This is a genomic window from Streptomyces sp. NBC_01241 (genome assembly GCF_041435435.1).
GTDB lineage: Bacteria > Actinomycetota > Actinomycetes > Streptomycetales > Streptomycetaceae > Streptomyces.
This window is the reverse complement of sequence record NZ_CP108494.1, coordinates 2,567,565-2,593,633: the sequence shown is the minus strand read 5'-3', so window position 1 is coordinate 2,593,633 and position 26,069 is coordinate 2,567,565. Positions and strand designations below refer to the sequence as shown.

The window sequence follows — 26,069 nt, the reverse complement described above, 5'->3', positions numbered from 1 at the left end:
ACCGAGGAGATCATCCGCCCATGACCGAGCTCATCGCCGTCGCAGTCATCACCGTCCTGGCCGTCATCAGTCCGGGCGCGGACTTCGCGATGGTCATCCGCAACAGCTATCTCTACGGCCGCACGACGGGGCTCATGGCCGCCGCCGGGGTCGCCGCGGGCGTACTCGTCCACGTCACGTACACGATGCTCGGCGTCGGGCTGCTGATCGCCTCGTCCACCGCCCTGTTCACCGCGATCAAGCTGGTCGGCGCCGCCTATCTCGTCTACATCGGGCTGCGCACCTTCTTCGCCCGCGGCGATCTCGACGTCGACCTGGAGTCCAAGCCACAGCTGACGCGGTTCGGGGCCCTGCGCACCGGCTTCCTCACCAACGCGCTGAACCCCAAGACCACGCTCTTCGTCGTGTCGACCTTCACCCAGGTCGTCGGGCCCGGAACCAGCGTGTGGCAGCAGGCCGGCTACGGGCTGTTCATGTCCGCCGCCCACTTCGGCTGGTTCGCCCTGGTCGCGCTGTTCTTCTCGAGCTCGCGCCTGCGCACCTCGATGCTGAAGTGGCAGAAGGCCCTCAACCGGGGCATCGGGTCGGTGCTCGTCGGACTGGGCGTCACCCTGGGCCTGGCCCGCTGAGCGACGCCCGCCGGACACCGGTCAGCTGGTGTGCACCTCCAGTGCGGACCTGACGGCCGACTCCAGGGCCCCCTCGATCCAGGCCGGCTTGATCGACGTGTGGCAGCCGGCGAAGTGCAGCGGCCCCTCCACCGAGCGCACATCGGCGAACAACTCGGTGTGCTGCCCCGGCAGCAGCACCGACGCCTCGCCGTACGCGTACGGGTCGCGCATCCACGACTGGGTGGCGCCGACGCCCGTGTAGAAGACCTCGACGCGCTGCCCGTACACGTCCTGCACCCCGCCCAGGGCGTGCGGATAGCGCTCGTCGTCGTCCAGCGAGTCCCACTTCAGCGCGTCGTCGGCCCAGCTGTACGAGGCGAGGACCACACCGCCCGCGCTGCCCTTGACCGGGTGGGACGGCTGGAACATGAAGCGGTTGGGGTTGTCGGTGACCGATCCGCCGCCGATGACGTGCGCCGCCTCGGGCTGGTTGCGCGCGGTGGCCCGGTACGCCGCGTAATGCACCCGCTGGTTGGGCGGCAGCTGACCGGGCGGTACGGAGGGGTGGGCGCCGAGCAGCGAACCGTCGGCCGGGGCCCTGCCCAGCCGGTAGGCGTCGTACAGGCCGGGCTTGATGCGGTCCAGCTCGGTCTTCCAGTCCTTCTCCTCGAATTCCCACCAGCGGCGGCTGAATTCGAGCAGCACCTTGGTCGCCGCGTCGTAGTGGATCTCGGTGATCGCGCGCCGCTTGCCGTACGAGAGCAGGGGTGCGACGGGGATGTGGCGCAGCCCGGAGAACGGCACGGTGATGATCGCCCGGTCGCCGGTGAACGTCTCGCGCACCAGCGGCTTGCCGTCGCGGCCCTCGGAGATCGTCTCGACCCGGACGCTGTTCGCGCCGTGACTGATCCTGGTGGCCCGGCGGTCCAGCCGCACGAGGTCCCGGACCCGCTTGTACATCGCGTCGGCCAGGGTGGCCGTGCCGTCCGGCAGTTCGAAGAACGCGGTGTCCGGGCTGATCAGGGAGGCCCCGATGAAGCTGTGCACAAAGGCGAGATGGAGCCGCGAGGTGAGGTTCTCGACCGTGCCGATGAGGTCGATGGTGCGCTCGTCGAGCTTGGCCGCCTCGGTCAGGAAGCGGAACATCGACCAGTGCCCGTACCGCTGGATGACCCGAGCCCAGCCCTCGACGAGCTCCCGGCCCTCCTTGCCCTCGAACTCCTGCCGCACGGGCTTGAAGGCATCCCGCACGATCGTCGCGGCGGTCTTGTTCTCGAACTCGGCGGGAACACCGAACGAGCGGTTGATCGCCTGCGGCTTCGCCGCGTAGTCGGCCTTGCGCATCCGGACGCCGTTGACATGGATCCAGGTGTGGTTGACCGGCCGGCCCTCGGTGTCGACGTCGACCAGGTAGAAGGGGCGGCGCTTCAGATCGAAGCTGTCGATGAGCCCGGTGACGAGCGGGTGGCTGTCGGGGATCCGCATGGCGCCGGCCTCGGCGTACTGCTTCGGGTCGGCGAACGGCGCCTTCGCGTGCTCGTGGCCGCCCGTGCGGAAGGTCTTGATCCGGCCGCCGACGCGGTTGCCGTTGGCCTCGATCACGGTGACGTCGTGCCCGGCGCCGCGGAGCAGGTGGGCGGCGGTGAGCCCGGCCGGGCCCGCGCCGACGACCAGCACCTTCTTGGGGGCCTTGCGGCTGCGCGGCAGGCCCTTGGACAGCAGGATGTCGCGGTACGCGGGGACCAGCGGCTGGTCCTGTTCGTCGCGTACGAGGATGGCGCGGGCGATGGTCAGGCAGGCGTTCCAGTCCGAGCCGGGGGCGGCCGTGGGGGCGAGCGCGGTGCCGGACGCGGCGGCGGCGCCGACGGCGTGGGGCGTGGCGGCGTTCGCGGAGCCGACGGCGGTCGTGGCGAGGGCGGCGGCACCGGCGGCGGCGCCCGTGATCATGGTGCGCCGGGAGGGCAGGCCGGAGGAGGTTCCGGTGGGCTTGGAAGTCATGCGGCCCACCTTGGGGCGCCCGGGAGGTGCCCTTCGCCCGGACGCGCGTAGATCGCCCGGAAATCACCCGCAGGTGGGGACCGTCGATCTTGTTGGAGTGACGTCGTAGCAGGTCATGTCATGATCGGGGGTTCTCCGGAGCTTCCGGTTCCGCCGACCGCAACAGCGCCAGGAAATCCTGGAACGCCACGGGCATGTCCACCGAATCCGGGTCGAGGAGCCACTGGTACTGGAGCCCGTCCATGATCGCCACCAGCAGGGGCGCCGCACGCTCCGGAGTCAGACCGCCCGGCAGCCGCTCGCCGTACTCCGCGCGCAGCGTCGCCGCCATGCTCGCGCGGACCTGGGTGTAGCGGTGGGTGAAGAACTCCCGTGCGGGATGACCCTCCGTCACGCTCTCGCCGAGCAGTGCCGAGAACGTCTGGACGATGCCGGGCCGCATCGCGTTGTACTCGACGAGTGAGCCCAGCAGATCGGTCCGCCAGGTGCCGTCGCTCCGGGGGCTGCCGCCGGTGTCCCACCGGTCGCGGTCCTCCAGTACGGCGATGAGCAGCGCCTCCTTGGTCGGGAAGTAGTGCAGGAGCCCCTGCTGACTGAGGCCGACCCGCTCGGCGACGGCGCTCAGCGAGGCGCCGCGATAGCCGCGCTCGGCGATCACTTCGAGCGTGGCGCGCAGAATCTCCGCCCGCCGCTCCGTGCTTCTGGCCCGCACCATCGCCCCGGCCCCTTTCGGTGCTTCATCGGTCCCGCACCGAGGACCGTACGCCATCGAAAGTCACGAGATGGTAACGAAACCTACTGCTCTACTGGTAAGGAGGTCAGTATGGAGACGATTCCGTGCAGGACACCGACGAGGAGGTACGGCCGTGGCAGGCGCGTCCACACCCACCAACCCCGATGCGGCCCGCGAGGCCGCGGTCGACGCGGCGCTGGCCGCACTCGGCCTCGACGACAAGGCGCGGCTGCTGGCCGGCCAGGACATGTGGTCGCTGCCCGCGCTTCCCGCCGTCGGGCTGGGCTCCCTGGTGATGTCCGACGGGCCGATCGGCGTCCGCGGGGTCGCCTGGAGCGCCGACGACCCCTCCGTCGCCCTGCCCTCGCCCACTGCGCTCGCCGCGACGTGGGACCCGGTCCTGGCCCGCCGGGCCGGCCGGCTGCTGGCCCAGGAGGCCCGCCGCAAGGGGGTGCACGTCCTCCTCGCCCCGACCGTGAACCTCCACCGGTCCCCGCTCGGCGGGCGCCACTTCGAGGCGTACAGCGAGGACCCGTACCTCACCGGCGAGATCGGCACCGGCTATGTCCGGGGCGTGCAGGACGGCGGCGTCGGCACGACCGTCAAGCACTTCGTCGCCAACGACGCCGAGACCGACCGCTTCACCGTCGACAACCTCGTCGCCCCGCGCACCCTGCGCGAGATCTACCTCGCCCCGTTCGAACGGATCGTCAAGAACGCCCACCCGTGGGGCATCATGGCCGCCTACAACCGGGTCAACGGATCGACCATGACCGAGCACCGCTATCTGCAGAACGCGGTGCTGCGCGGCGAATGGGGCTTCGACGGGTACGTCGTCTCCGACTGGCTGGCCGCCCGCTCCACCGTCGCCGCCGTGGAGGGCGGCCTCGACGTCGCCATGCCGGGCCCCGGAACGGTGTACGGGAAGGCGCTCGCGGACGCCGTGCGCGCCGGTGACGTCGAGGAGTCCGTCGTCGACGGCGCCGTACGCAACGTGCTGCGGCTGGCCGCGCGCGTCGGCATCCTGGACGGCGCCCCGCCCGTCGTGGACGGGGCCGCGTACCCGGAGACGATCGACGGCGACGCACTGGCCCGCGAGGTCGCCCGCCGCTCCTTCGTCCTCGTACGCAACGAACGCGCCGTGCTCCCCGTCGACCCGGCGGCCGTGCGCAAGGTCGCGCTCAGCGGGGCGCTCGCCCGGGACGCCCGGGTCCTCGGCGGCGGCTCCGCACAGGTCTTCCCGCACCACATCGTCTCGCCCCTGGACGGCCTCACCACTGCCCTCCCCGAGGGCGCCGTCGACTACCGCGTCGGAGCCGACCCGAACGACGACCTCACCCCCGCCGAGCAGGGCTTCGAACTCAGGGCGCTCTGCTGCGACGCCTCCGGCACCGTCATCGGCACGGCCCCGCTGCACAACGGCACCCTCCAGTGGATCGCAGACGACCTACCCGAGGGCGTCAGCCGCGAGGCGCTGCACAGCGTCGAGATCACCGGCACCTTCGTCCCGCGCGACAGCGGCGAGCACATCTTCGGCACCCGCGGCACCGGAGCGCTCACCCTCACCGTCGCGGGCGAGACCCTGTACGACGACGTCCACCGGGTCACCGACTCCACCGACCCCGGCGAGGCGTTCTTCGGCAACCCCCTGGAGCGCGGCCGGATCACCCTCACCGCGGGCGAAGCCGTCGAGGTCTCGCTGCGGCAGATCCCTGACACCCTGGGCGACGACGCGGCGATCCTCGGCGTCTCGTTCTCCTTCTGCCACCTCGGCCCGCGCCGCGACCACGGGGAACTGATCGCCGAGGCCGTCGAGTCGGCCCGCGCCGCGGACACCGCGATCGTCGTCGTCGGCACCACCGAACGCGTCGAGTCCGAAGGCTTCGACCGCACCGACCTGAAGCTCCCCGGCCACCAGGACGACCTCGTCAGGGCCGTCGCCGCCGTCAACCCGAACACGGTCGTGATCGTCAACTCCGGCTCCCCGGTGGAGCTCCCGTGGCGCGACGAGGTCGCCGCGGTCCTGCTCAGCTGGTTCCCCGGCCAGGAGGCCGGCCACGCCCTGGCCGACGTCCTGCTCGGCGCCGAGGAACCGGGCGGCCGCCTCCCCACCACCTGGCCGGTCGCGCTCGCCGACGTCCCGGTCTCGAACACCACCCCCACCGACGGCGAACTCTCCTACGACGAGGGCGTCTTCGTCGGCTACCGCGCCTGGGAGAAGGCGGGCACCGTGCCCGCGTACCCCTTCGGCCACGGACTCGGCTACACCACCTGGGAGTACGAGACCCTGACGGCCGGCCCGGACAGCGCCACCGTCCGCGTCCGCAACACCGGCACCCGCCCCGGCGCCGAGACCGTCCAGCTCTACCTCGCGCCCCGGGACGACAGCGCCGAACGCCCCGCCCGCTGGCTGGCCGGCTTCGCACGGGTCGAGGCGGCGCCCGGCGAGAGTGCCGAGGTGGTGATCCCGCTGGAGCGGCGCGCGTACGAGATCTGGGACGAGAGCGCGTACGACTGGACCCTCGTTCCCGGCACCTACGAGGTGCAGGCGGCCCGCTCGCTCGGCGACGTACGCCTGACGACGGCCGTGGACATCAAGGCCGTGGACATCAAGGCCATGGATATCAAGGCCGTGGATATCAAGGCCGTGGATACCAAGGCCGTGGATACCAAGGCCGTGGACACCGCCGGGTAAGCGGCCCCTCCCGGCGCGGGAGAGCCCCGGAGCGGTGCCGGCACCGCTCCGGGGCTCTCCCCTGCCGTGGCGACGGCGCGTCAGCGCACCGAGAATCCGTACACCGTCGACGAGACGTACTCCTCGCCCGGCCGCAGCACCGTGCTCGGGAACTCCGGCCGGTTCGGGGAGTCCGGGAAGTGCTGCGTCTCCAGCGCGATCCCGCCGCACGGCCCGAACGGCCGCCCGTCGAAGTGGTCCGCCGTGTACAGCTGCATTCCCGGCTCCGTCGTGCTGACGGTCAGGACGCGCCCCGACCCCGCGTCGTACAGCTCGGCCACCGGACCCGCCACCGCCTCGTCCAGCACGAAGTTGTGGTCGTAGTCCGGGCCGACCGGCCGCGGCTCACGGAAGTCGAACCTGGTCCCGTCCACCGGCAGGAACTCGCCCGTCGGCAGCGACTCGGCGTCCGCCGGGGTGATCCGCCCGGCCGCGATCCGCAGCACCTGCCCGAGGGCGCTGCCGCTGTCGGCGCCCGCGAGGTTCCAGTACGTGTGATTGGTGAGGTTGACCACCGTCGGGGCGTCCGTCGTCGCCCGGTACGCGATCCGCAGCGCCCCGTCCTCGTCCAGCGAGTACGTCGCCGACACCGTCAGACGCCCCGGGAAGCCCTCCTCGCCGTCCTCGGAGACCAGGGACAGCCGGACACCGTCCGCCACCTCCCGAGCCTCCCACACGCGCTTGTCGAAGCCCCGGGCCCCGCCGTGCACATGGTTGCGCCCCTCGTTCCGCGTCACCCGGTGCGTGTGGCCGTCCAGTTCGAAACAGGCCCCGCCGATCCGGTTCGCGTACCGCCCGACGAGCGCGCCGAAATACGGGCCGGTGAACGTCTCGTACCCGGCGAGGTCCGGCAGCCCGAGCGCGACACCCGCCCGCGCTCCGTCCCGGCCGGGCACCTCGACCGACTGCACGATGCCGCCGTACGTCAGGACGCGCACCCGCGTACCGCCCCGCTCCAGCGTCCACCGGTGCACGACGGCGCCGTCCGCGAGGGTACCGAACTCTTCCGCACGTATCACCGCGCTCGAACCTGTGTCCATGATCACAAAGCCTACGCCGGGGGCCTGGCCGAAGTGACATTGCGGTACGCGATCTCCGCCAGCCTCGCCTGCCCGTTGCGCCCCGGATGGAACCAGTCCCACTGGCTGAGCTGCTTGCCCGTGAACGCGTAGTCGAAGACCGCCCCGCCGTCGTAGCGGCAGCGCCGGTCCTTCGCGCAGACGTCCCGCAGCGCCTCGTTGTACGCCACGACCCGCTCCTGCACCGAGGCGCGCCGGGCCACGGCGGGCACCCCCATGTCGTCCGCGTCCCCCAGCATCGACTGACAGATCCCCAGCTTCCAGATCTGCTTGCCCAGCGCGTTGCCGCGCCCCGTCGACCAGAGCCGCTTGAGATCCGGCACGCTCGACACGTACACCTGCGCCTTCGGTGCCCCGGCGCGCAACTGACGCATCGAAGCCTCGAACGACGCCCGGAAATCAGCCGCCGGCGTCATCAGCCGCACCGAGTCCCGGCAGGCGTCATTGGCGCCGATCATCACCGTCACCAGATCCGGCTTCTCCTTCGCGGCCAACGCCATCTGCTGCGGCAACTGCGCGATCCTGGCCCCCGTCTCGGCGTGGTTCCAACTGCGCGCGGCGGCCCCCGACTCACCGAGCAGCCGCACAGCGAGGCTGCGCACCTCCCGGTCCGTGCCGGTCGCCCAGGACGCCTCCGGACAGTCCGCCAGCACCGAACACGCGTCGAACCCGCGGGTGATGGAGTCACCGACGGCGGCCACCGACCCAGGACTGCGGTCCCAGACCGGTCCGGGCCTCGCGGACGGCTCCCGCGGCTCGGCCGCCGCCCCCTTCGTTGTTCTGTTCCCATCGGCGTCGCAACCGGTCAGAGCGGCGGCGCCGAGCAACGAGACCGCCGCCAGGACAGCCGCCGCGGTGCGCGAACGGTGACGGGCAAAACGATTCTGCATCCGTTGGTCCCCTCGGTTATGCCCCCGGCAACCCCCCGCGGCACCGGGCGGCGGGCCCGGGTGCCCCACAGGGTGAAAGCTGTGCGAATGATGTGCCCAGGACCGACCGTACGTCACACCTCGGCCGCCGCCGCGCGGTAGCTTTTCCTCGTCGAACCAGCGGCGCGTTGCCTCGCCCGGCTCCACTCGGGTGGCTTTCCGTAAATCACATCACGTCACATACTGTCCCTTTTCAGGAGATTCACCCCGATGCTGTTTACTGACGAGAACCTCGGGGGCCGGCTGAGAAGAGACGGTACGGGCGCGAGGCCGCTGGGGAAGGCGAACTTCGTCCCACACTGGAGGTCCCGGTGACGACACGTGGAGTTCTGTACGTTCACTCCGCACCGCGCGCGCTCTGCCCCCATGTCGAATGGGCGGTGGCGGGTGTCCTCGGTGTGCGGGTCCAGCTCGACTGGATCAGACAGCCGGCCGCGCCCGGCACCTGGCGTTCCGAGTTCTCCTGGCAGGCCCGCCCCGGCACGGCGTCGAAGCTGGCCTCCGCGCTGCGCGGCTGGGATCTGCTGCGCTTCGAGGTGACGGCGGAGCCGAGCCCCACGTCGGAGGGCGAGCGCTACAGCTCCACGCCCCGGCTGGGCATCTTCCACGCCGTCACCGGCATGCACGGCGACATCCTGGTGCCCGAGGACCGGCTGCGTGCGGCGCTGGCACGGTCGGTGCGGGACGAGACCGACCTGGAGGCCGAGATCGCCAAGCTGCTCGGCAAGCCGTGGGACGACGAACTGGAACCCTTCCGTCACGCGGGCGAGGGCGCGCCGGTGCGGTGGCTGCACCAGGTGGTGTGAGGGCGCGAAATCCAGCCCCTCCGGCGGCTGAGAAATCCAGCCCCTCCGGCGATTGAGGAGCGGGGGTCCGGGGTCCGGGGGGGGGGCAGAGCCCCCGAAACGCCCCGCGCAGCGGACGAAGCCCGCCTCCCCGAGTGGGGAGGCGGGCTTCGTCGTACCGGACCGCGGGCTGCGGACCGCAGGTCAGACGCTGCGGAACGCGAGGACCACGTTGTGCCCGCCGAACCCGAACGAGTTGTTGATCGCGGCGATCGGACCCTCCGGCAGCGGCCGCGGCTCATCGCGCACGATGTCCGCCTCGACCGCCTCGTCGAGGTTGTCGATGTTGATGGTCGGCGGCGCCATCCGGTGGTGCAGCGCCAGGACCGTCGCGACGGTCTCGATGCCGCCCGCACCACCCAGCAGGTGACCGGTCATCGACTTCGTCGCGGAGATCGCGACGTGGTCGAGGTCGTCGCCCAGCACCTTGCGCAGTGCCTTCAGCTCCGCGACGTCGCCCTGCGGCGTCGACGTGGCATGCGCGTTGAGGTGGACGACCTCGGATGGCTTGAGGTCCGTCTGCTCCAGCAGGTTCTGCATCGCGGCGGCGATGCCGCGGCCGGTCGGCTCGGGCTGCGCGATGTGGTGGGCGTCCGCGGACAGCCCCTGCCCCAGCACCTCGCAGTAGACCTTGGCGCCGCGCGCGGCGGCATGCTCGGCGGACTCCAGGACGACGACTCCGGCGCCCTCGCCGAGTACGAAGCCGTCACGGCCGGTGTCGTACGGACGGGAGGCCTTCTCCGGCTCGTCGTTGCTCTTCGACATCGCCATCATGTTGGCGAACGCCGCGATCGGCAGCGGGTGGATCGCCGCCTCGGTGCCACCGGCGAGGACCACATCGGCACGGCCGGTGCGGATCATCTCGACGGCGTACCCGATCGCCTCGGCGCCCGAGGCGCAGGCGGAGACCGGAGTGTGCACACCGGCCTGGGCGTTGACCTCCAGGCCGACGTTGGCGGCCGGGCCGTTGGGCATGAGCATGGGCACGGTGTGCGGGGAGACGCGGCGTACGCCCTTCTCCTTGAGCACGTCGTACTGGTCGAGCAGGGTGATCACGCCGCCGATACCGGAGGCGATGACCGTACCCAGCCGCTCGGGCCGGATCGTCTCGTCCTCACCGGCCTTGCCGGTGAAACCGGCGTCCGCCCACGCCTCACGGGCCGCGATCAGCGCGAACTGCGCCGAGCGGTCCAGCTTGCGGGCGAGCGGGCGGGGCAGGACGTCGCCCGGGTCGACGGCCGCGAGTGCGGCGATCCGGACGGGCAGTTCGGCGAAACGTTCGCCCTCGAGAGGCTTGACGCCGGACCGGCCGGCCATCAGGCCTTCCCAGGTCGACGCCGAGTCGCCACCCAGCGGAGTGGTTGCGCCGATACCGGTGACGACCACGGTGCGATTGGTCGAGTTCACTGGAAAATCTTCTCCACGTGTAGAGGGTCGTGAATCAGCGGCGCCACCGCCGGGTGGCGACACAGGAGCCGGGCTGATCAGCCCTGGTGCTTGAGGATGTAGTCGGCAGCGTCGCCGACCGTCTTGAGGTTCTTGACGTCCTCGTCGGGGATCTTGACGTCGAAGCGCTCCTCGGCGGCGACGACGACCTCGACCATGGACAGCGAGTCGACGTCCAGGTCGTCGGTGAAGGACTTGTCCAGCTGGACGTCCTCGACCGGGATACCGGCGATCTCGTTGACGATCTCGGCGAGACCGGTGACGATCTCTTCCTGAGTGGCGGCCATGTTGGCGCTCCTTCGGTGTTTATCTGCAGGGTTCGGGCATCCGGGCCGAAAGGCCTGGTGTGCCTAGGGGAGGGTAACGACCGTCGCGGCGTAGACGAGACCCGCCCCGAAGCCGATGACGAGCGCGGTGTCGCCGCTCTTCGCCTGACCGGTCGCCAGAAGCCGCTCCATAGCGAGCGGAATCGAGGCGGCGGACGTGTTGCCGGTGGTCTCCACGTCACGGGCGACCGTAACGTTCTCCGGCAGCTTCAGGGTCTTCACCATCGAGTCGATGATCCGCATGTTGGCCTGGTGCGGAATGAAGACGTCCAGGTCTCCCGGGGCGATCCCGGCCGCGTCCAGCGCCTGCTGGGCGACCTTCGCCATCTCGAAGACGGCCCAGCGGAAGACCGCCTGGCCCTCCTGCGTGATGGCCGGGAACTTCTCCGGGCGCTCGGCGTGGAACTCGTCCCACGCCACGGTCTGCTTGATGGTCTCGGACTTGTCGCCCTCGGAGCCCCAGACCGTCGGTCCTATCGCCGGCACCTTGGACGGGCCGACGACGACCGCACCGGCGCCGTCACCGAACAGGAAGGCCGTCGCCCGGTCCGTCAGGTCGGTGAGGTCGCTGAGCCGCTCCACGCCGATGACGAGGACGTACTCCGCGGAACCCTCGACGATCATGCCCTTGGCGAGCGTCAGCCCGTAACCGAAGCCCGCGCAGCCGGCCGAGATGTCGAAGGCGGCGGGCTTGCCCGCACCGACCTTGTGGGCGATCTCGGTCGCGATGGCCGGGGTCTGCTTGAAGTGCGAGACGGTGGAGACGATCACGGCGCCGATCTGCTCGGGCATGATCCCGGCGTCGGCGATGGCCTTCCCGGACGCCTCGATGGACATCGCGGCCACGGTCTCCTCCTCGGAGGCCCAGTGGCGGCTGGCGATGCCGGAGCGCGAGCGGATCCACTCGTCGGAAGAGTCGATCGTTTCGAGGATCACCTCGTTCGGCACGACACGGGTCGGCCGGTAGCCGCCGACACCCATGATCCGTGCGTACGGGGCGCCCTGGCTGGGCTTGATCTTCGACATGCTCTCGGGCTCCTTAGGCGCCCGCGTGCTCGGAGATGAGCGCGCGGGCCGCGTCGAGGTCGTCGGGGGTCTTGAGCGCGAGGGTCTGCACACCGGGCATCGCGCGCTTCGCGAGACCCGTGAGGGTGCCGCCGGGGCACGCCTCGATGAGAGCCGTGACGCCCATCTCCTTGAAGGTCTCCATGCACAGGTCCCAGCGGACCGGGTTGGCCACCTGACCGACCAGCCGCGAGATGACCTCCTCGCCGATGGCCACGGGCTGCCCGTCGGCGTTCGAGACATATGTCACGGTCGGGTCGGCGATTTTCGCCGCCAGGGCGGCCTCGCGCAGCCGGTCGACGGCGGGCGCCATGTGGTGCGTGTGGAAGGCGCCGGCGACCTTGAGGGGCACCACGCGGCGTACGCCCTCGGGCATGTCCTCGGTCAGCGCGGTGATCTGCGCGGCGGTGCCGGCGGCGACGATCTGGCCGCCACCGTTGACGTTGGCCGGGGTCAGCCCGAGCTTCTCAAGGTGCGGGACCGTCACCTCGGGATCGCCGCCGAGCAGCGCCGCCATGCCGGTCTCGGTGACCGCCGCTGCGTCGGCCATGGCGAGCCCACGGGTACGTACGAGACGGAGAGCCGCCTCGTCGTCGATGACTCCGGCGAGGGCCGCTGCGGTGATCTCACCCACGCTGTGACCTGCGACGATGTCGGGCGACGCGTCGAGCGCGGCGGCCGACAGCAGACCGGCGGCAACCAGCAGCGGCTGCGCCACCGCGGTGTCACGGATTGCCTCCGCGTCGGCCTCGGTGCCGTAGTGGATGAGGTCGAGCCCGATGGCATCGGACCAGGCCGCGACGCGGTCGGTGGCACCGGGGAGGTCGAGCCAGGGGGTCAGGAAGCCGGGCGTCTGAGCGCCTTGGCCGGGAGCGACGAGTACGAGCACCCTCACACTCTCTCTTGTGAACGGTCCGGAACACCCGTGGGGACAGGGACGAAGAACCGTATGGGGAATTGTTGATGTCCGACAAAAGTCTAGGACTGGGGATCTCTGGCGGCCAAGCGCCCCAGAATCAGGGCGATTCGCAGAGTGAACGCCGAGCGGACGTCGGAAGGTGACCAGCCGGTGACGTCAGTCACACGTCGGAGCCGGTAGCGCACGGTGTTGGGGTGGACGAAGAGCATCCTCGCCGCGCCCTCCAGGCTGCTCGCCTGCTCCAGATACACACTCAGCGTCTCCAGGAGCGCGGAACCCGCTTCTTCCAGCGGTCTGTAGATCTCCTCCACCAACTGGTCCCGTGCGGCGGGGTCGCCCGCCATCGCGCGCTCCGGCAGCAGATCGTCGGCCAGCACCGGCCGCGGGGCGTCCTGCCAGGCGCTGCACGCCTTGAGCCCGGCGGCCGCCGCCTGCGCGGACCGGGTGGCCGCCAGCAGGTCGGGCACCACGGGCCCGGCGACGACGGGACCTGCCGCGTACGGGCCGATCAGCGCCTTCGCGACCTGAAGCGGGTTGTCGCTGCCGCCCGCGATGACGACGAGGCGGTTGCCGAGCACCCCGGTCAGGACCTGGAGCTTCGCGTGCCGGGCGGCCCGCCGGATCGCCTCCACGGTCAGCTCGCTGTCGCCGTCCGGGGCCGTACCGAGCACCACGCAGACGTGCTCGGGGGAGTTCCAGCCGAGCGCCGCGGCGCGCGACACGGCGCCCTCGTCGGCCTCGCCGGACAGCACCGCGTTCACCACGAGCGATTCCAGCCGGGCGTCCCAGGCGCCCCGGGCCTCGGCGGCCTGCGCGTACACCTGGGCGGTGGCGAAGGCGATCTCCCGGGCGTAGACGAGCAGCGCCTCCCGCAGTACGGACTCGTCGCCGGGCGCGGCGACCTCCTCGATCGCGGCCTCCATGACCTCGATCGTCGTACGCACCATCTCGACGGTCTGCCGCAGGGTGATCGCCCGGGTCAGCTCGCGCGGAGCCGTGCCGAACACATCGGTGGAGATGGCCTGGGGGGTCTCCGGATGCCGGAACCACTCGGTGAACGCCGCGATTCCGGCCTGGGCCACCAGGCCGATCCAGGACCGGTTCTCCGGCGGCATCGCCCGATACCACGGGAGTGTCTCGTCCATGCGGGCGATCGCGTTGGCGGCGAGCCGGCCGGAGGACTGTTCCAGCCGTTTCAGGGTCGCGGCATGCAGGTGGGCGGCGTTCGCAGCGGGCTGCTCAGGATCGGGTCGGGGCACGAACACAAGACTGCCTTATCGGGCCACGTGAACGGAGGGCCGGGGCGGTGGCGGGTCGCACCGCCGGGTAGCGGGCGGGGGCCGAGGAGGGGGCGCAGGCCCGCGGGGGAGGTCCCGGGCGGCCCGCGCCGGGCTACCGTGGACGGGTGATATCCGTTCAGCGCTGCGACGACCGCTTCACGGGCGGGGACGAGGCCGCCGGCATCGAGTCCCTGCACGCCTTCTCGTTCGGTGCCTTCTACGATCCGGACAACCTCCGCTTCGGCGCGATCCTGGCGTGCAACGAGGAGCGGCTGGAGCCCGGCGCGGCCTTCGACGAACACCCCCACAGCCATACGGAGATCGTCACCTGGGTGGTCGAGGGCGAACTGACCCACCGCGATTCGACCGGACACGCCACGGTCGTACGCGCCGGGGACCTCCAGCACCTCGGCGCCGCGTCGGGCGTCCGCCACGTCGAACGCAACGACGGGGACAGTCCACTGACGTTCCTTCAGATGTGGCTGGCACCGCTCGAACCGGGCGGCGAGCCCTCGTACACGATCGTTCCCGGCATCGACGACTCCACCCCGTACGCCCTCCCGGCGGCCGGTGCGATGCTGCACGTACGCAGACTGGCCGCGGGGGGACGCACGGTGGTGCCGGACGCGGCGCGGGTGTACGTCCACGTGACGGCCGGGGGCGTACGGCTCGGGGACGAGGAACTGGAGGCGGGCGACTCGGTGCGGATCACGGGGGAGGAGGGCCTGGAGCTGGTCGCGGCAGAGACGGCCGCGTCGGCCGAGGTGCTGATCTGGGAGCTGTCGGCCTGAATCACCGGCCCGGTTGTCGGCCTCGGCTACCGGCCGGTGTCCTGGCGCCACATCGACCACATCGGCGGCCCTGCCCGAAACGTCATCTCCTCGTGCACCGCGAAGCCGTGCCGCCGGTAGAACGTCAGATTGCGGCGGTTGCTCGACTCCAGGAACACCGGCCGTCCGTCCGCGTCCGCCTGTTCCAGCAGCCCGCCCAGCACCTGCGACCCGCGCCCGGTGCCGCGCGCGTCCGCATGGGTGCCGATGTACTCGACGTACCAGTGCGCGGGGTCGGCCGGGTGGCGGTGCTCAAGGGCCAGCAACCGCATTCCGGTACGAGGGAGTTGGGCCCGTCCCGCCCGCAGCAGCGTGCCCGCGTTGCGCAGCAGATAGCTCACCGGCAGCTTCCACTGCCCGGGCTCCGCCCACACCGCCGCCACCGTGCGGTCCGGATCGGTCCACACCCGGCCCGCCGGAACCTGCTGCGCCAGATGCGCGGTGAACAGCAACCGCAGCCTCCGGTCCCGGTCGTGCGGCATCAGCCAGGACCAGACGGGGTCCTCGGCATGGGCGCTGGCGAGCACGGAAGCGAGCGCCGGGACGTCGGAGGCGGCGGCGCGGACTATGTCGGCCATGGCCGGAGAGCGTAGCGGTTCCCCGGGGCGGAGGGCACGGCGTCGGGGGCGCCTGTCCCGGGGGACAGGAAGGGGGCTCGGGACGACCATGGGTGGTCGTCCCGGGCCCCCTCCGTCGCACAGGGCTTCCGGTGACGTCAGCGGAGCCCGTCCACGAAGCTCTGCCAGGCGTCGGCCCCGACGGTCATGACGGGGCCGTCCGGGTTCTTGCTGTCGCGGACGGGGACGGCGCAGGGGAGGCCGTCGGCCACCTCGACGCATTCGCCGCCGGTGTTTCCGCTGTAGCTTGACTTACGCCAGGCCGCGCTGCCGGTCACAGTGCACTCGACGCAGTCGCCGCCGGTGCTTCCGCTGTAACTCGACTTACGCCACCGCGCGTTCTTCAGGTCGGGACCGGTCTCCATAACGCTCCTCCATCACGCGGGTGATCAGGGCCGCGGAGTCCTCAACAGAGAGGGCGGCGGCCTGCAAATGAGCGTATCGGAGTGAGGCCTCTCTGAGGGTGTCGGGATTGGCGGTCATATGGCCGGAAACGATGTCCTCCGTGTAGACGATGTCGGGGTCGTCGTCGAAGCGCAGGAGATTGAACGCGCCGTCCAGGCTTGCGTGTTGACCGGCCGCGAAGGGCATCACCTGGATCCGCATCCACCGGTGGTCGACGTACTCCAACAGGCGAGCGAGTTGGTTCCGCATGACCTCACAGCCTCCTATCGGCCGGTGCAGCACCGCCTCGTCGAGAATGGCCCAGGCGAGCGGCGGCCGTTCCCGCTCCAGGATCCGCTGACGCTCGATCCGGGCCGCCACCAGGTTTTCGAGGTCGTCCGGCATGCCGGTGGCCAGTACCGCCCGCGCGTACTCCTCCGTCTGCAACAGCCCGTACACCAACTGCGCCTGGTACGTGGAGATGTACGCCGCACGGGCCTCCATGTCCGCGTACGGCTGGAACCAGGTCGGCAGCTGGCTGCGCAGGACCAGGCCGACGAGGCGCGAGAACACGCCGTCCGTGCCGAGTGCCGCGTCCACCCGCTCGGAGAAGTCGCGGGTGGGGATCTTCTTCGTCGTCTCGATCTGGCCGATCAGAGAGCCGGTGCAGAAGATGATGTCGCCGAGCTGCCCCTGTTTGAGGTTGTGGGCCTCTCTCTGGCGGCGCAGCTCCCAGCCGTAGTAGTCCAACGGGGAGGCGCTGGGATCGAGAGTCTGAATGTTGGCCACGGCGGGGGGCACCTCCGGCGTTCAACGCCTCGCGGCGTTCGTTTCCGTACGTAGCCGAGCGTAATCGCGCCGCTGCACTCTGGTGACATGAATCACGTAATTGATCCGCAGGCCGACGACTCGCTGGAGGCGACCTACCGCGCCGACTTCGCGCTGGGCGAGCACTCGGCCAGGCATCTGCGCCGCATCCTGCGCCTCTACCTCACCGGCTGGGGGCTTCTCGACGTGGCCGACGCGGCGGAGCTGGCGCTCACCGAACTGATCGCCAATGTCGTACGGCACGTCCCCGGCCGCCGTTGCCAGACGCTCATCTTCCTGCTCCCGGCCGGGGGCGTGCGGGTCGAGGTCGCGGACGGTTGCCCGGAACTGCCCCGCGCGGTACTGGGTGATGCCCTCGACGAGGGCGGGAGGGGGCTGGTCCTCGTCGACGCCGTCACCGACCGCTGGGGCGCGGAACCGCGCCGCGACGGCACCGGCAAGACGGTGTGGTTCGAGTGCCTGTCCGGGAAGGCGGCGGACGGACCGGACGAGGCGTGGCTCAGCGGCCGGAACGGAGCTCCGCGAGCACCGCGTCCGTGAACGCGGGCCACACCTCGACCGCCCACGGGCCGAAGGCCCGGTCGGTGAGGGCGACGCAGGCCGCCCCCGCGACCGGGTCGATCCACAGGAACGTGCCGGACTGTCCGAAGTGTCCGAAGGCCGCGGGTGACGATGAACTGCCCGTCCAGTGAGGCGACTTGTGGTTCCGGATCTCGAAGCCGAGCCCCCAGTCGTTGGGGTTCTGGTGGCCGTAGCCGGGCAGTACACCCTTCAGGCCGGGATGCACGACGGTCTGCGCGGCGAGCACCGTACGCGGGTCGAGCAGCCGCGGGGCCTGTACCTCCGCGGCGAACCGCACCAGGTCGTCGACGGTCGACACACCGTCCTTGGCGGGCGAGCCGTCTACCGCCGTCGCCGTCATCCCCAGCGGCTCCAGCACCGCCTGGCGCACGTACTCCGGGAACGGGATGTCGGTGGCCTTGGCGATGTGGTCGCCGAGCACCTCGAAGCCCGCGTTGGAGTAGAGCCGCCGGGTGCCCGGAGCTGCTGTCACCCGGTGCTCGTCGAAGGCGAGCCCGCTGGTGTGCGCGAGCAGATGCCGGACGGTGGAACCCTCGGGTCCGGCCGGCTCGTCGAGCTCGACCGCGCCCTCCTCGTACGCGACGAGCGCCGCGTAGGCCGCGAGCGGCTTGGTGACGGAGGCGAGCGGGAAGCGGTGCGCGGTCGGGCCGTGCGTACCGACGACGGTGCCATCCGCTCGTACGACGGCCGCAGCCGCGGTGGGGACGGGCCAGTTGTCGATCATCGCCAGGCTCTGCATGCATACGAGCGTAACGGGCAGGGATGTCGAGTCACCGGCCGCCCGACGACGGCACACTGCTTCGGCACTGAAGGGTCGGCTGATGGCTTGGCCCGTTGGTTACCCGACGCAGGCAACTGCCCGTCGGGGGCGCACGTTCCAGCGCGGAATCGGCGTCAGGTGGAGATAGGGCGGACCGACGTCAGTGGAAAAGGCGGGTGAAGAATGTCGGGCAGTCCGCTCAGTGTGACCGAGCTGGAAGCCACGGAAAAGATTCCTTGGGTTGCTCAGATCTATCTGAGCCGAGCTCTCCGTCGCGGACGCACGGGGGTGTTGCTCGATGCGGACATTCGAGACCCGCCGCGCAGTATGTCGCCCAAGTGGAGCATTGTATGGATCAAGGAAAATGGGGAATCCCTCTGCGCTCGCAGTAAGAGCGAGAGGCTCCCGAAATTCGTTGGAATCGGGCCCGGAAAGCATGATTTGGAATTCATAGTGACTCGCCGAGGGCGGAGAGGGACATCGTTCAGCAAGGAAATAGAGCTGCAGCCGGGCCAGGTTCTTGTGGCGCGTGCGAACCCATCCAGCCCAACGTCTTCTACAAGAAGAGCCCGACCGCGGATGCTTGGAGGATTGGAATTAGATAGGATGCGGTCGGGCTGCTTTCGACCTCTCCGGTAATGCATTCAAGCGGTGTTTCACGACCGGATCGTCGCTCCCGAGGCAACCTTCGTAAAGATCAGAATCCTCGTTGCCGAAGCGGGTGCTGCGGATTCGGTGGCAGTGTTGATGCGACCACGCTTCGAAGCAACGCTCGGGGTGGCAATCCGGGACCGCCTCAAGCACCTCACATCCCAGGACGAGAAGGTTCTGCGTGCGGTCGGTGAGCATCAGGGCCGTCTGGCCTCCCGGGAGAGGCTCTGCATGCGCACGAGCGTAACGGGCACGTTCGAACGCCTCGGTCCCCGCCTCGGCTACTTTCTTTCCCCCGTGCTGTACAGCCTGCGCCCCGTTCCCCCTTCGTTGGAGCCCCAATAGTCGGTGTATTCCTTGTCGTCGACACGTCCGGAAACGCGGAACCTGCCCACGGTGGTATCGGGTTCCTTCACCTGGAGAGAATGCTTACTGCCTTTGTTGTCGATGTAATCCACCCTCAGGTGGTATTCGACGTACTCCCTGCCCAGCAGTTTCGACTCCACGGCCATGACGAAACCGTCCCCGGGCTTGAGGACCTGTGATTTCCGGGTGAAATAGGGCTTTCCGTTCTGTGTGAACTTGGGGTACCGGTTGTCCAGGTTCAGTTCGACCGGGATGGTGTCCGATTCCATGCCCCCGAGGGGCACGATCATCGTGGTGTCGATCGCCTTGGTGCGTCGTGTGATCACCGGGACGATGTTCACCACCCTGACCGGCGAGGAGGACGCGTTGGTGACGGTCACCGTGTAGGCGGTCCTGTTGAGGGTGACTGCGCCAATTTTCCGGAGCAGGCGGTTCCATGTCTCCGGAGTCGCACTGCCGGTCAATACCGCCTTGTCCTCGGCGCTTTCGACCCTTTTCTCCGAAACCAAATAGGTGCCGCCTTCGTCCGGCAGGACCACCACTTTGATCGGCGTCGACGGGTCCGAGTGGGGCGGGGCCGAAGCGGCCGGTCCCTTCTCGTCGAACAGTGCGTCGGTGATGAATCCCTGAAGTGATGACCCCAGGCCGGTGATGACGCTCACGATCACCGCGGATAAACCAGTCAGAACCGCCGCTACGATCGCCGTCCGAGTGGCATTCCCATGGGATTCCGACCGTCCCGCGCCCCGGCGTCGTTCGGACACACGCCGAAGGCGTTCACGCTGACCGGACTGTCGCACCATGATGTCCCCCGCATCGAAATTTCTTGATCCTAGCGTGGCCCCGAGACGGGACGCACTCGGATTCCGTCCCCGATTGCGCTTGCTTAGAGTGCACTCCAAGGTTCTAGCGTGGAGGTCATGACGGTGATGGAGAGCACTTCCGTGAAAGTGGATGTCTGCGCCTCGGCCCCGCGGGCGCATCCGCGTCCTGAGGGGCAGGACCGCTACACCATCAGTGAGGTCGTCGCCTTCACCGGGCTCACCGCGCACACCCTGCGCTGGTACGAGCGGATCGGGCTGATGCCGCACGTCGACCGGTCGCACACCGGTCAGCGCCGCTTCACCAACCGTGACCTGGACTGGCTGGCGTTCGTCGGCAAGCTGCGGCTGACCGGGATGCCGGTCGCCGACATGGTCCGGTACGCGGAGCTGCTGCGCGAGGGCGAGCACACCTTCGAGGAACGGCAGGAGCTGCTGGAGGCGACCCGCCGCGACGTGAGGACGCGGATCGCGGAGCTCCAGGACACCCTCGCCGTCCTCGACCACAAGATCGACTTCTATGCGAGTGCCCGACGGGCGCCGGAAAGGCCCTGTGCCTGATGTCTGACGACAAGATCGCCACCGTGGAGCTCGGCAGCGGCGGCCCGCAGGTCGGCGTGCAGGGACTCGGCTGCATGGGCATGAGCGAGTTCTACGGGGACACCGATGAGTCCGCCGCCCGCGAGACGCTGGAGACGGCGCTGGCGGCGGGCGTCACCCTCTTCGACACCGCCGACATCTACGGGAGCGGCGCCAACGAGGAGTTCCTCGCCCCGTTCGTCGGGGCGCACCGCGACGAGATCACGCTCGCCACGAAGTTCGCCATCGAGCGGAAGGACGACGACCCGCACTACCGGGGCGTGCGCAACGACCCCGCGTACATCCGCCGCGCCGTCGAGGACAGCCTGCGCCGGCTGAACACCGATGTCATCGACCTGTACTACATGCACCGCCGCGACCCGGCCGTCCCGCTCGCCGAGTCCGTCGGCGCGATGGCCGAGCTGGTGCGGCAGGGCAAGGTGAAGCAGCTCGGGCTGAGCGAGGTGACCGGTGCTGAGCTGCGCGAGGCGTACGCGGTGCACCCGATCGCGGCCCTGCAGTCCGAGTGGTCGCTCTTCAGCCGGGACGTCGAGCGCAGCGCCGTGCCCGCCGCCGTCGAGCTCGGGGTGACCGTCGTGCCGTACTCGCCGCTCGGCCGGGGTTTTCTGACCGGAGCGTTCGCGGACGCGGCCAAGGACCTTTCGAAGGGCGACTTCCGCCGGTTCCAGCCGCGCTTCACGGGCGACAACGCGAAGGCGAACGCCGCGCTGCTGGAGCCCGTCCACAAGATCGCGGCGGCGCACGGGGTGTCTGCCGCGCAGGTGGCGCTCGCGTGGGTGCAGCAGCGGGCCCAGGTGCACGGGCTGACCGTGGTGCCGATCCCGGGCACCCGCAGGAGCAGCCGGCTGCTGGAGAACGTGGCCGCCACCCGGCTCACGCTGACGGACCAGGAGCTGGTGTTGCTGGAGCCGATCGCGGGGCAGGTGGCGGGGGACCGGTACCCGGACATGAGCTCGACGTCCGCCGCGCGCGAGTAGTCGTTCCCAGCGGGCCCGGGCGCCCGGCGATCGTGGTGCCCTCAAGCGCCGGACGGCCTTGAAAGATGCCCTCAAGCGCCGGGCAGGCCGGGTTGTGCCGTGCCGGGCCGGAGGATGCCCCTGGTTGCCGGGCGGCCCGGCAACCGTCCTACGCCAGCCCCAGCGCGTACACCGCGAATCCCGTCGCCAGCAGGCCCGCCAACGCCCGGCGGGCGTTCGCCGCGTGTGTGCCGGTCTGCCACGGGGCCTCGAAGCGTCGGGCGTATCGGGCGATCAGCGCCAGCAGCCCCGCGAACACCGGCAGCCACGCCACCCGCGCCAGGATCCAGCCGACCGTCCCGGGCCCGGTCGTCAGCCCCGGCACCGCACCGGCGAACGACGCCGGGACCGCCGCGGCCAGCATCGCCGTCTGGTGCCAGCACAGGATCGTCATCGCGGACAGATTGATGACGACGACCGGCGCCCACAGCAGTGGCCTGCGCAGCAGCCCGCCGATCCGGTCCCGCAGCAGGATCGCCGCACCGCTCTGAGCGGCGGCCAGCGCCAGGACGAGCAGCGACGGCGGGTGCGAGTTCGTCCGCGCCTCGCCGGGGACGCCGACCATCGACGCCGGGTAGTGGAGGACGAGCAGCAGCGCGGCGAACAACACCGTCCCACCGATCAGCAACAGCCGGGCGCCCCGCCTGCCGATCCGGCCCTCGCCCCAGGAGACCCCGAGCTGGTACGCGAAGAGCCAGCCCGGAAGGATGTTCAGCACGCTCAGCCAGGACGGCATGGCGTCGGCGAACGGCCCGTACCGCAGGAAGTCGACGGCGGCGACCGACCCGAGCAACGGCACAGCGGCCCAGCCGCCCAGTTTCCGCGCGGCCTTGACACAGTACGGGGTGAGCGCCGTGACCACGGTGTACACCCCGACGAACCACAGTGGCTGGATCACCAGCGTCGACCCGGTCCGCAGGGTGTCACCGGGCACGCCGAGCGCGCTCAGCACCGGGATCAGCGCCGCCCAGACGGCCGTCACCCCGATCACCGGCCTGCCCAGTCGGGCGACGCGTCCGCGCAGCCAGGCGCCGGTAGTGGACTCCCTGCGGCGGTACGAGAGCACAGAGGCGTACCCGCCGACCAGAAAGAAGATGCCCAGCATCTGAAGCACCCAGCTCACCGGGGCGAGGCCGCCGAACGTCGACAGCGGACTGGCATTGTGCAGCGCGCCGTCGCTGTCGAGGCCGAAACCGCCGAGCAGCCAGTGGCCGGTCGGGACGGCCAGCAGCGCGAGGGCGCGCAGGCCGTCGATGGCCCGGTCGCGATGGGCGGGCGTACGGGCGTCGATGCGCCGCGCAAGGGTGGTGAGGGCGGTGAGGCTCATCGGGCTTCTCCCCGCGCGATCGAGGCGAAGGTGCGGAGCGAGTCCGTACCGGGGGAGAAGTAGCCGGTGTGCCCGTGGGCGTCGTGAGCCGGGACGCGGCGTGCGCCGAACCCCGGGCCGGTCGGATCGGGGCCGTGCCCGAGCCCCGCCACCTCGACGTTCGGTACGTCGTCGATCCAGTCAGTGGCGTCCTTGGCGGCCCATACCCTTGCGGTGGTGTGCAGATCGGCGACGTTGTCGGCACGCATCCCGGGCGAGCCGAGGACGACCAGGTCCGCGGCACGCAGCCGGGACGCGGCGAGGCCGCACACGACGGAGCCGTAGCTGTGGCAGAACACGGCGGGCGCCGGCACGCCGTCGGCGGCCAGCCCGGCCGCGAACCGGGTCAGCCGGTCGGCCCCGGCCTTGGCGAGCGACCCGGTCGCGGCATCGAGGCCGACGCCCACGGGGGTGGTGTACCCGGCCCAGGCGATGACGGCGCTGCCGCGTCCGGTCTGGGCGTACAGGGACTTCGCCATGCCTGACGGAGTGCCGTACACATCGTTCGTACGGTCGAAGGTCCCGGCGTCGATGTCCGAGCCCGGCACCACGACCGCCACATGGCGTGCGGTGTTCAAGTCCCCGAAGACCTCGGCCACTTGACCGCGTCCGCGCGGGTCGAAGGCGAGGATCTGCCGGTGTCCCGGCCCGACGAGATGCCGGTACCTGGGGTCGTGACCGGCTTGCAGGGAACGGGCGTTGGCCCGGTAGCGCAGTTCGACGGGTACGCCGTCCAGGTTGCCGACGACGAGTGGATGCCGTACGACCAGGGCCTGTTGCTGCGCGGCGGTCAACCCCCGGAAGAAGCGGCCCACTTCGGCGGGGGTGGTCCGCCCCGGGTCCGGCAGCTCACGCCCCAGCACCCGATCCGCGCGCCACGCCGCGGTTCCGGGAGGTGGCCCGGTCAGGGCCTGCTGCGCGTTCCCGGACGCCCAGCCGGCCGTCCCCGCCACCATGGTGGTGGCCAGCGCGACCGCGACCAGATTCCTTGCATAACGGCGCATCCCGCCCCTCCCTCTCCGGCTGATCCGGTTCCCGCACGCCGTTCGGCGCGACGGAGAGGAAGGTAGGAAGAGGGTGGGTGCGGAAGCGTCGCACCGAGGAGCCAAGTGCGGATTGATACCCGGGTAGGGGGTGTACGGGGGGCCTGCCGGTGAGGTGGGCGGGGGGAGACCACCGTCACTGTTCTCCCGGTACCACCACCCCTGCCTCGTACGCGAAGATCACCGCCTGTGCGCGGTCCCGCAGGTCCAGCTTGGCCAGTACCCGCCCGATGTGCGTCTTCACCGTCTGCTCGGCCAGCACCAGCCGGCCCGCGATCTCCTGGTTGGACAGCCCCCGCGCAATCAGCTCCAGCACCTCCCTCTCGCGCGGAGTCAGCCCGTTCAGCCGCAGCGCCTGCCCGCTCCGGGCGGCGCCGGACGGCCCCTGCCGGGCGAAGTCCGCGATCAGGCGCCGGGTCACGGACGGCGCCAGCAGCGCCTCGCCCGCCGCGACCACCCGTACCGCCGAGATCAGATCCGCCGGCGGCGCGTCCTTCAGCAGGAAGCCGGACGCCCCGGCGCGCAGCGCCTCGTACACGTAGTCGTCCACGTCGAACGTGGTGAGCATCAGAACCTTGGGCAGGTGCACCACCCCCACCGGCGGGTTCAGCAGCTCACGGGCCGCCGCCAGGCCGTCCATCTCGGGCATCCGGACGTCCATCAGGACCACGTCCGGGTGGACCCGCCGGCTGACGTCGATGCCCTGGCGCCCGTCCGGTGCCTCACCGACCACGTCGATGTCGCTCTGTGCCGCGAGCAGTGCCGCGAACCCCGCCCGCACCATGGCCTGGTCGTCGACGATGATCACGCGGATGGTCAAGAGTCCTCCGAGGCCGGGGGCGAAGCGGCGGCGAGCGGCAGCCGCGCGGCGACCCGGAAGCCGCCGTCCGGCAGCGGTCCGGTGTCCAGGGTGCCGCCCGTCAACCGTACGCGTTCCCGCATGCCGACCAGGCCGTGTCCGGTCCCGGTCGTCTCCAGCGGCGAACCGGGCTGCTCCGCCCGGCCGTTGACCACCAGCACGGTCAGGTGCTCACCGTCCGACGTGATCGACACCCGGGTCCGCGCGCCGGGCGCGTGCCGGACCACGTTCGCCAGGGCCTCCTGCACGATCCGGTACGCCGACAGATCCACCGCCTGCGGTACGTCCGGCAGATCGGCGGCCAGTGACAGCTCGGCCGGCAGCCCCGCCCGCACCGTCGCCTCCACCAGCTGCTGCACCCGGTCGAGCCCCGGCTGCGGCGCCCGCTCGCCCTCCGTGCCCTCGCTGCGCAGCACCGTCAGCAGCCGCCGCATCTCCGTGAGCGACTCCCGCGCGCTCGCCGCGATCGCGGCGAACTCCTCGCGCGCCTCCTCGGGCAGTCCGCTGATCCGGTAGGGCGCCGAATCGGCCTGGACCGTGATCACGGACATGTGGTGCGCGACCACGTCGTGCAGCTCGCGGGCGATCCTGGTGCGCTCCTCCAGCAGCGTCCGCTGCGCCCGCTCGGCCTCGCTGATGGTCTCCTGCTCGGCGAGCCGACGCTGCGCGTCACCCCGTTCCCGCACCGCCGCGCCGATCACCAGGACCACCGCACCGAGGATCACGAGCAGCAGCGCGCTGCCGTTGCTGCGCTCCGGCGCGATCAGGTGCAGAAACAGGCTCGCCGCGCCCGTCGCCACCCAGACCGAGATCAGGGTCCGCCGGGTCTCGCGCAGGGCCAGCGCGAGCAGCACGAAGAGATAGCCGACCAGGGTGGGCGGGGGCCATGGCCAGATGTCGAACGTGCCGACCGGATACCCGAGCAGTGCGGCCGCACCGAGGATGTCCGCGGGGAAGACGATCCACCACGCCTGCAGTGGCCGGTGCGCCAGCATCAGGAGCGGCGCCGCCTGCGCGACGGCCAGGGCTCCCGCCAGTCCTCCGTTCACGCCGTACCCCTCGGTCAGGACATTGATCGTGACCGGGATGAAGGTGGCGACGAGGGCGAGGACGACGACGTACGGCAGCAGTCGCTGCCACCGCTTCGGAGCATTCGCGAGGAGCGGCGTCGCGGGGTGGGACGGGTGCGAGAGCCCGTGCGCGAACTCGCGCAGATTGCGCCGGGCGGCACTCAGCAGGCCGTCGACGGCGGGTGGCGGGGGAGATGAGGGCGGCGTCGGTGGCGCGGGCGGCGTCGGCGGCTTGCGCGGCTTGTGCGGCTTGTGCGGCGGGGAAGTGGACATGGCTTGATCAGCGTAGGCAGTGGACCGGCCCGGTGACG

Annotated in this window: 25 protein-coding genes; 7 read left to right on the top strand and 18 right to left on the bottom strand. The window is 70.6% G+C overall.

Translation table 11 applies throughout. The features are described from left to right. The first annotated feature begins 20 nt into the window (after nt 1-20). Nucleotides 21-629, top strand: a complete 609-nt coding sequence (locus OG306_RS11305; RefSeq protein WP_266746062.1) for a LysE family translocator — start codon at nt 21-23, stop codon at nt 627-629. A 21-nt stretch (nt 630-650) separates the two neighbouring features. Here the strand turns inward: OG306_RS11305 and OG306_RS11300 are convergent, their stop codons facing one another. Together OG306_RS11300 and OG306_RS11295 are read right to left on the bottom strand one after the other, a co-directional pair. Further along, nucleotides 651-2,609, bottom strand: a complete 1,959-nt coding sequence (locus OG306_RS11300) for a flavin monoamine oxidase family protein (protein ID WP_266746061.1) — start codon at nt 2,607-2,609, stop codon at nt 651-653. Nucleotides 2,610-2,727: 118 nt separating this feature from the next. Next, on the bottom strand, nt 2,728-3,324 hold the full coding sequence (locus tag OG306_RS11295) for a TetR/AcrR family transcriptional regulator (RefSeq protein WP_266746060.1): 597 nt from the start codon (nt 3,322-3,324) through the stop codon (nt 2,728-2,730). A gap of 151 nt (nt 3,325-3,475) precedes the next feature. Between OG306_RS11295 and OG306_RS11290 the strand changes: the two genes are divergently transcribed. Beyond that, nucleotides 3,476-6,037, top strand: a complete 2,562-nt coding sequence (locus OG306_RS11290) for a beta-glucosidase family protein (RefSeq protein ID WP_327259324.1) — start codon at nt 3,476-3,478, stop codon at nt 6,035-6,037. An 80-nt stretch (nt 6,038-6,117) separates the two neighbouring features. On the opposite strand, the gene OG306_RS11285 is transcribed toward OG306_RS11290, so the two are convergent. Together OG306_RS11285 and OG306_RS11280 are read right to left on the bottom strand one after the other, a co-directional pair. Continuing rightward, entirely contained in the window at nt 6,118-7,116 is a 999-nt protein-coding gene (locus tag OG306_RS11285; protein ID WP_266906808.1) for an aldose epimerase family protein, read from the bottom strand. Between the two features lie 11 nt (nt 7,117-7,127). Then, on the bottom strand, nt 7,128-8,045 hold the full coding sequence (locus tag OG306_RS11280; protein WP_266746057.1) for an SGNH/GDSL hydrolase family protein: 918 nt from the start codon (nt 8,043-8,045) through the stop codon (nt 7,128-7,130). A gap of 350 nt (nt 8,046-8,395) precedes the next feature. On the opposite strand from OG306_RS11280, the gene OG306_RS11275 reads away from it, so the two are divergent. Next, nucleotides 8,396-8,890, top strand: a complete 495-nt coding sequence (locus OG306_RS11275; protein ID WP_266746056.1) for a DUF3145 domain-containing protein — start codon at nt 8,396-8,398, stop codon at nt 8,888-8,890. A gap of 183 nt (nt 8,891-9,073) precedes the next feature. On the opposite strand, the gene fabF is transcribed toward OG306_RS11275, so the two are convergent. From fabF to OG306_RS11250, 5 genes are all read right to left on the bottom strand, one after another. Beyond that, the gene (fabF, locus tag OG306_RS11270; protein ID WP_266906810.1) at nt 9,074-10,336 is read right to left on the bottom strand and encodes a beta-ketoacyl-ACP synthase II; all 1,263 of its coding nucleotides are present in this window, start codon (nt 10,334-10,336) and stop codon (nt 9,074-9,076) included. Nucleotides 10,337-10,413: 77 nt separating this feature from the next. Then, nucleotides 10,414-10,662: an acyl carrier protein gene (locus tag OG306_RS11265; RefSeq protein ID WP_014045780.1), complete on the bottom strand. Its 249-nt coding sequence runs from the start codon at nt 10,660-10,662 to the stop codon at nt 10,414-10,416. Between the two features lie 63 nt (nt 10,663-10,725). Further along, nucleotides 10,726-11,727 (bottom strand): ketoacyl-ACP synthase III, encoded by a 1,002-nt coding sequence (locus OG306_RS11260; RefSeq protein ID WP_266746053.1) that lies wholly within the window; start codon nt 11,725-11,727, stop codon nt 10,726-10,728. A 13-nt stretch (nt 11,728-11,740) separates the two neighbouring features. After that, the gene (locus OG306_RS11255) at nt 11,741-12,655 is read right to left on the bottom strand and encodes an ACP S-malonyltransferase (RefSeq protein ID WP_266752163.1); all 915 of its coding nucleotides are present in this window, start codon (nt 12,653-12,655) and stop codon (nt 11,741-11,743) included. An 89-nt stretch (nt 12,656-12,744) separates the two neighbouring features. Next, nucleotides 12,745-13,944: a PucR family transcriptional regulator gene (locus OG306_RS11250; RefSeq protein ID WP_266746052.1), complete on the bottom strand. Its 1,200-nt coding sequence runs from the start codon at nt 13,942-13,944 to the stop codon at nt 12,745-12,747. A gap of 146 nt (nt 13,945-14,090) precedes the next feature. Here OG306_RS11250 and OG306_RS11245 point away from each other — a divergent pair, with 146 nt between their 5' ends. Next, entirely contained in the window at nt 14,091-14,756 is a 666-nt protein-coding gene (locus tag OG306_RS11245) for a pirin family protein (protein WP_371665258.1), read from the top strand. Between the two features lie 26 nt (nt 14,757-14,782). On the opposite strand, the gene OG306_RS11240 is transcribed toward OG306_RS11245, so the two are convergent. The 3 genes from OG306_RS11240 to OG306_RS11230 form a co-directional block, all read right to left on the bottom strand. Then, the gene (locus OG306_RS11240) at nt 14,783-15,373 is read right to left on the bottom strand and encodes a GNAT family N-acetyltransferase (protein ID WP_371665257.1); all 591 of its coding nucleotides are present in this window, start codon (nt 15,371-15,373) and stop codon (nt 14,783-14,785) included. Nucleotides 15,374-15,510: 137 nt separating this feature from the next. Further along, on the bottom strand, nt 15,511-15,777 hold the full coding sequence (locus tag OG306_RS11235) for a DUF397 domain-containing protein (RefSeq protein ID WP_266746049.1): 267 nt from the start codon (nt 15,775-15,777) through the stop codon (nt 15,511-15,513). Then, nucleotides 15,737-16,585: a helix-turn-helix domain-containing protein gene (locus OG306_RS11230; RefSeq protein WP_266746048.1), complete on the bottom strand. Its 849-nt coding sequence runs from the start codon at nt 16,583-16,585 to the stop codon at nt 15,737-15,739. Before OG306_RS11230 ends, OG306_RS11235 begins: the two co-directional genes overlap by 41 nt. Before the next feature lie 87 nt (nt 16,586-16,672). Here OG306_RS11230 and OG306_RS11225 point away from each other — a divergent pair, with 87 nt between their 5' ends. Then, nucleotides 16,673-17,164, top strand: coding sequence for an ATP-binding protein (locus OG306_RS11225; RefSeq protein ID WP_371665256.1), 492 nt, complete (start codon nt 16,673-16,675; stop codon nt 17,162-17,164). Here the strand turns inward: OG306_RS11225 and OG306_RS11220 are convergent. After that, the gene (locus tag OG306_RS11220) at nt 17,124-17,945 is read right to left on the bottom strand and encodes a serine hydrolase domain-containing protein (RefSeq protein WP_266746046.1); all 822 of its coding nucleotides are present in this window, start codon (nt 17,943-17,945) and stop codon (nt 17,124-17,126) included. The genes OG306_RS11225 and OG306_RS11220 overlap by 41 nt on opposite strands. A gap of 953 nt (nt 17,946-18,898) precedes the next feature. Continuing rightward, a complete protein-coding gene (locus OG306_RS11215; protein WP_266906816.1) occupies nt 18,899-19,645 on the bottom strand; it encodes a hypothetical protein in 747 nt (248 codons plus the stop codon). 258 nt (nt 19,646-19,903) lie between these two features. Here OG306_RS11215 and OG306_RS11210 point away from each other — a divergent pair, with 258 nt between their 5' ends. After that, a complete protein-coding gene (locus tag OG306_RS11210; RefSeq protein WP_266746044.1) occupies nt 19,904-20,365 on the top strand; it encodes a MerR family transcriptional regulator in 462 nt (153 codons plus the stop codon). Then, nucleotides 20,365-21,381 (top strand): aldo/keto reductase, encoded by a 1,017-nt coding sequence (locus OG306_RS11205; protein ID WP_266906818.1) that lies wholly within the window; start codon nt 20,365-20,367, stop codon nt 21,379-21,381. Before OG306_RS11210 ends, OG306_RS11205 begins: the two co-directional genes overlap by 1 nt. 148 nt (nt 21,382-21,529) lie before the next feature. On the opposite strand, the gene OG306_RS11200 is transcribed toward OG306_RS11205, so the two are convergent. The 4 genes from OG306_RS11200 to OG306_RS11185 form a co-directional block, all read right to left on the bottom strand. Further along, on the bottom strand, nt 21,530-22,747 hold the full coding sequence (locus tag OG306_RS11200) for an acyltransferase family protein (protein WP_371665254.1): 1,218 nt from the start codon (nt 22,745-22,747) through the stop codon (nt 21,530-21,532). Beyond that, on the bottom strand, nt 22,744-23,790 hold the full coding sequence (locus tag OG306_RS11195) for an alpha/beta hydrolase (RefSeq protein WP_266906820.1): 1,047 nt from the start codon (nt 23,788-23,790) through the stop codon (nt 22,744-22,746). Before OG306_RS11195 ends, OG306_RS11200 begins: the two co-directional genes overlap by 4 nt. A gap of 175 nt (nt 23,791-23,965) precedes the next feature. Then, nucleotides 23,966-24,649, bottom strand: a complete 684-nt coding sequence (locus OG306_RS11190; protein WP_266746040.1) for a response regulator — start codon at nt 24,647-24,649, stop codon at nt 23,966-23,968. Further along, a complete protein-coding gene (locus tag OG306_RS11185; RefSeq protein ID WP_327259329.1) occupies nt 24,646-26,031 on the bottom strand; it encodes a sensor histidine kinase in 1,386 nt (461 codons plus the stop codon). Before OG306_RS11185 ends, OG306_RS11190 begins: the two co-directional genes overlap by 4 nt. Nucleotides 26,032-26,069 lie beyond the last annotated feature (38 nt).